The sequence below is a fragment of the Planobispora rosea genome (assembly GCF_014648175.1).
GTDB classification, from domain to species: Bacteria; Actinomycetota; Actinomycetes; order Streptosporangiales; family Streptosporangiaceae; genus Planobispora; species Planobispora rosea.
The window spans coordinates 1-4,462 of record NZ_BMQP01000101.1 but is presented as its reverse complement, the minus strand read 5'-3'; the positions used below and the strand labels follow the sequence as shown (position 1 = coordinate 4,462).

Annotated in this window: 5 protein-coding genes, 1 tRNA gene and 1 pseudogene; 2 read left to right on the top strand and 5 right to left on the bottom strand. The window is 66.4% G+C overall.

Going from position 1 to position 4,462, the window contains the following annotated elements:
- Positions 1-274: 274 nt before the first annotated feature.
- Positions 275-1,180 (top strand): annotated as a pseudogene (locus tag IEZ08_RS38825) (IS701 family transposase); the annotation flags it as partial.
- 276 nt (positions 1,181-1,456) lie between these two features.
- Here IEZ08_RS38825 and IEZ08_RS38820 read toward each other — a convergent pair.
- Positions 1,457-1,702, bottom strand: coding sequence for a hypothetical protein (locus IEZ08_RS38820; protein ID WP_068920894.1), 246 nt, complete (start codon positions 1,700-1,702; stop codon positions 1,457-1,459).
- Positions 1,703-1,790: 88 nt separating this feature from the next.
- Positions 1,791-1,875, bottom strand: a tRNA-Tyr gene (locus IEZ08_RS38815).
- A gap of 247 nt (positions 1,876-2,122) precedes the next feature.
- On the opposite strand from IEZ08_RS38815, the gene IEZ08_RS38810 reads away from it, so the two are divergent.
- On the top strand, positions 2,123-2,617 hold the full coding sequence (locus IEZ08_RS38810) for a YajQ family cyclic di-GMP-binding protein (protein WP_068920875.1): 495 nt from the start codon (positions 2,123-2,125) through the stop codon (positions 2,615-2,617).
- Positions 2,618-2,662: 45 nt separating this feature from the next.
- Here IEZ08_RS38810 and IEZ08_RS38805 read toward each other — a convergent pair whose 3' ends face one another.
- Genes IEZ08_RS38805 through IEZ08_RS38795 form a run of 3 tightly spaced genes read right to left on the bottom strand, consistent with a single transcriptional unit; the run spans position 2,663 to position 4,397 of the window.
- Entirely contained in the window at positions 2,663-3,874 is a 1,212-nt protein-coding gene (locus IEZ08_RS38805) for a tyrosine-type recombinase/integrase (RefSeq protein ID WP_203863737.1), read from the bottom strand.
- On the bottom strand, positions 3,871-4,047 hold the full coding sequence (locus IEZ08_RS38800; protein ID WP_068920873.1) for a helix-turn-helix transcriptional regulator: 177 nt from the start codon (positions 4,045-4,047) through the stop codon (positions 3,871-3,873). The genes IEZ08_RS38805 and IEZ08_RS38800 overlap by 4 nt, the downstream gene beginning before the upstream one ends.
- Positions 4,044-4,397: a replication initiator gene (locus IEZ08_RS38795; RefSeq protein WP_229803961.1), complete on the bottom strand. Its 354-nt coding sequence runs from the start codon at positions 4,395-4,397 to the stop codon at positions 4,044-4,046. The genes IEZ08_RS38800 and IEZ08_RS38795 overlap by 4 nt, the downstream gene beginning before the upstream one ends.
- Positions 4,398-4,462 lie beyond the last annotated feature (65 nt).

The window sequence follows — 4,462 nt, the reverse complement described above, 5'->3', positions numbered from 1 at the left end:
TCGCGGCCGACGATCGGGCTGTAGTCGAACAGGGCATTCTCCATTGCGTGTCCTCTCATCGCTGTAGTGGTCCTGTCATGGGACTTCCCGCCTTCACGACGGTAGGAGTCCACGGTGTTCAGCAACAGGACTGGAGACGTCACTGAGAGGGCCGAACGCGCCATGATGATGGCACCGAGTCATGGAGGGCTGATGTCCGTACCGAGACGGCACTCCCGCCCGCGGGGGACAGACCGCTCATGGTGGACGACGCGATACGCGACGACGCCGCGGGGAGTACCACCGGGGACGGCACGGAGAACACCGTCTCACCGCACCTGACGCGCCTGCTGCTCCGCGCCGGGAGCAGCGCTCCAACGGCGGGCTGTACCTGCGTGGGCTGATGCTGGACGGGCGGCGTAAGTCGATGGTGCCGATGGCCGAGCGGCGGCGGCGCTGCCGTATCCCCGACGATCAGCGGCACCGTCCCAAGTGGCAGCAGGCCCTGGAGATGCTCGATGAGCTGGCCTGCTGGGAGCTGATGCCGCCGCTGGTGGTGGCCGACTCCGGTTACGGTGATGTGACCGCGCTGCGGCTGGGCTTGACCGAGCGCGGGCTGTCGTATGTGGTCGCGGTCAAGGGCGGCACCAGCGCGTATGCCGCCGATGGGGTCCCCGAGACGGTGCCCTGGCCCGGCAACGGCCGCCGCCCGGTGGCCAAGTACCGTAGCGCGCCCTCTAGCCTGCGCGAACTGGCCCTGGCCGCCGGACGAAGCATGCTGCGCCGAGTGAGCTGGCGGCAGGGCACCAAGCCGGACAAGGGCAACCCGGCCGCCATGCTGCGCTCGCGCTTCCTCGTGCTGCGGGTGCGGCCCGCCAACAGCGACATCCCCCGCACCAGTGATGGGCATCTGCCCGATTGCTGGCTCCTGGCCGAATGGCCACCGGGCGAGCCCGAGCCCACCGACTACTGGCTGTCCACCCTGCCGGCCGGTATCCAGCTGCGGGAACTGGTCCGCCTGGCCGAGATCCGCTGGCGCATCGAGCACGACTACCGCGAGCTCAAGACCGGCCTGGGCCTGACCCACTTCGAGGGACGCTCCTGGAGCGGGTGGCATCGCCATGTCACCCGCGTCTCAGCCGCCCACCTGTTCCTCACTGAACTGCGGTTGACCAGCCCAAAAGCGGCCGACGCGGCCTGACCTCCTACAAGATCTTGCACATGCTCCAGGTGCTGTTGGCTACCTGGAGCGGCCGATGTCCCACCTGCCGCCAACGACCGCCATAACGACCTAACAAAGTACTACTAATCGTGTCCTCCGCGGCACGTTCGAGGTGTCACCTGCGACAGGCCATGACCGCAGCCGGGTGTCAACGTGACTGCGGCCGGGTGCCGACGACGCGCGAACGACGCGCGAACCCAGGACCCGTCCGCATCGCCCGCACCGTCTGCGGCACCTCGGCGAACGGGGTGCTTCCTACCAGTCGGGCCGGACCTCCGGGTGGGCATCCGCGACGAGCCCTGCCCCGGTCACTCTCACGGTGAGAGGGAACAGCACGTCCGGGTTCTCTTCGAGCCAGGTGAGCACAGCCTCCAGGCACTGGGTGGAGTACTGGTCGGCGCCGCCCTGGGAACGGTCAACGCCTCCGTGGGCGCCGCCGTACACCGGGGAGTTCTCTGGCTCGTCCGGCAGCTGCTTGTTCTCCGCGGGCTGAGGTCGCACGGGTCGTAGTCAGGCGACGCACACAACCTCCCGCGTGTCCCGGAAAAGCAAAAGAGGCCCCGGAGGGCCTCTCATCTGCCGTTATGGCTGGTGGCAGGTGCAAGGTTCGAACTTGCGTAGGCTGAGCCGACGGTTTTACAGACCGTTCCCTTTGGCCACTCGGGCAACCTGCCTCGTCATCCGCTTGCGGCGACAGGAAGAAGAATAGCGGACTTCCGGACGTGATGTGACATCGGCGGCGGGTTCCCAGCGGCTCGCCGTACCAGGGCAGGAGGAGAGCGATCCGGGACCGGAGGAGACGGGTCTCCGCTCCGCCGGGCGCGCTCCGGAACGGCCAGATGGCATCAGCGATCATCTTCACCATGATCCGGCAAGCGAAGCGCTATGGTCGGTGAGAGAGTCAGAGAGGATAGGCGACGCATGGCCGACAGCAGTTTCGACATCGTCAGCAAGATCGACCACCAGGAGGCCGACAACGCGCTGAACCAGACGGTCAAGGAGATCGGGCACCGGTTCGACTTCAAGGGCACCGGCGCGAGCATCGCCTGGTCCGGCGGTCAGAAGGCCGTCGAGATCAAGGCCAACAGCGAGGAGCGCGCCAACGCCGTCCTTGACGTGTTCAAGGAGAAGCTGATCAAGCGGGGCCTCTCGCTCAAGATCCTTGACGCCGACGAGCCCAAGCTCTCCGGTAAGGAGTATCGCCTCATGGTCACCCTCAAGGAGGGCATCGACCAGGAGCACGCCAAGAAGATCTCGAAGATCATCCGAGATGAGGGGCCGAAGGGCGTCAAGGCTCAGATCCAGGGTGACGAGCTTCGGGTGAGCTCCAAGAAGAAGGACGAACTCCAGGACGTCATCGCCCTGCTCAAGGGCAAGGACCTGGACGTCGCCCTGCAGTTCACGAACTACCGCTAGCCAGGCGAACAATCATGGCTCTGAGCTGGTAATACAGGGTCTCGCCTACCCGGGAGGGCACATCCGGGGCACACGGCCGAGGGCACCGTCCACCAGGGCACGCGTCCTCTCCTGTGCCTCGGGCCACTCCCCCACGTATGTATTGAGCGTGACCGTGGGCGTGCTGTGCCCCAGAGCCAGTTGCACGGTCTTGACGCTGGCTCCTTTGTGGATCAGCAGGGTCGCGAAGTAGTGCCGCAGGACGTGCAGGCCGGTCCCCTTCGGGATGCCTGCCGCGCGAGCCGCCGGCGCCCAGATGTGCGCCCACGTGGCCCGGTGGACGGGCAACAGCATGTTCGTGGTGAACAGCAGCTTGGCCGTACGGCGAAGCGGTTTCCGGGGATCGGTCTCGTCGTCTATCTCGATCTCGACCGGCCCGAACCGCTTCAGATGCTCGGTGAGAGCCTTGCACACCACCGCAGGAAGTTCGACGGTACGCATCGACGTCTTGGTCTTGGGCGGTCCCAGGTACGGTGAACGCCCGGCGACGCACACGAGCTGCTGGCTGACGTCGGCCTCACGGCGCTTCAGGTCGATCTGATCGAGCTCCAGGCCGAAGATCTCACCGCCACGGAGCCCGCACCCCGCCGCAAGATAGATCACGGACGCGAGGCGCGCAGGAAGTGACTCGGCGAGAGTGTGCACCTGTTCAGGTGTCGGAATGAACTGTCGGCGCTCGTCCACACTCGGCAGCCGAACGCCGAGACACGGCGAGATGCCGATGGCCCGATCGACGACAGCCGAGGCGAAGAAGGATGCGAGGTTGCTGTAGACCACGCTCAGCGTGGACGGGGCCAGCACCTCAGAACGGTCTTTCACCCATGCGCGGATGTGCGACGGCCGTACCTGGGCCATCCGGAGATGGCCGAGTATCGGGTCCACATGGAGCCGGAATACCCGGTCCATCCGCTCGCTCGTCGATCCACGGTGCAGGAGATCAGCCCGCCATCTGGCCGCCGCGTCTTTCACGAACTTACGGCCCGCCGCCTGGTCGATCGAGACGCCCTTGTCGAGGTTGGCCTTGTTCTCGGCGTCGAAGCTGTCCGCGTCGGTCTTCTTCGCGAAGTTCCGCTTACGTTGCTCACCTCGGTCATCACGCCACCGGACCTGCCATCTCTCGCCGATGCCGTGTTCGCCCGTGGGGGTACGCCGATGCTCCTTGCAGACCGGCTCGCCAGGATCGGGCCGGGACTTATGCCACCGGTCGTAGACGGTCATGTCTGCTCCCGGACCCACTCGCGTACGTCCTCGGGGAGGTAGCGCAGATGCTTGCCGATCCGGCGGCCCGGCGGACCGGTCCGCTTGCAGCGCCACTGATAGAGAGTCCCGACCGGTACGCCGAGGTAGTCGGCGACCTCATCCACGGTCCAGAGCCGATCGAGCGTCTTCATCGCTGCCCTCCGGGGTCGGGCAGAGGTACACCGGTTAATGCAGCGGCGAGGAGGGCGTCACCGGCCGAGTAACCCTTGCCCGCGTACTCCCATTCGGCGATCACGAGGACGGTGTTCTCGTCGAAGAGGGGCAGGCGGCCGGTACTGATCTCCTCAGCGCGGACGTAGTCGACGCGGTCGGCGCGGATGTCGCCGAGAGTGGTGGAGTAGTGCCGGGACCGGGTGGAGAAGTGGCCCCGGAAGCCGAGCATGTGGGCCCAATGGGTCAGCCGGAGGTCGGCCAGTCCGTCGAGTTCGCCGAGGCGGAAGCACTCGGCGATGAGCCGCCGGGCATGCTCGCGCAGTGGCAAGGCGGCTAGTGCTGTGACCGGAAACGATCACCGGGTTGAGTGAGGGTCTCAGGCCGCGGTTGCGA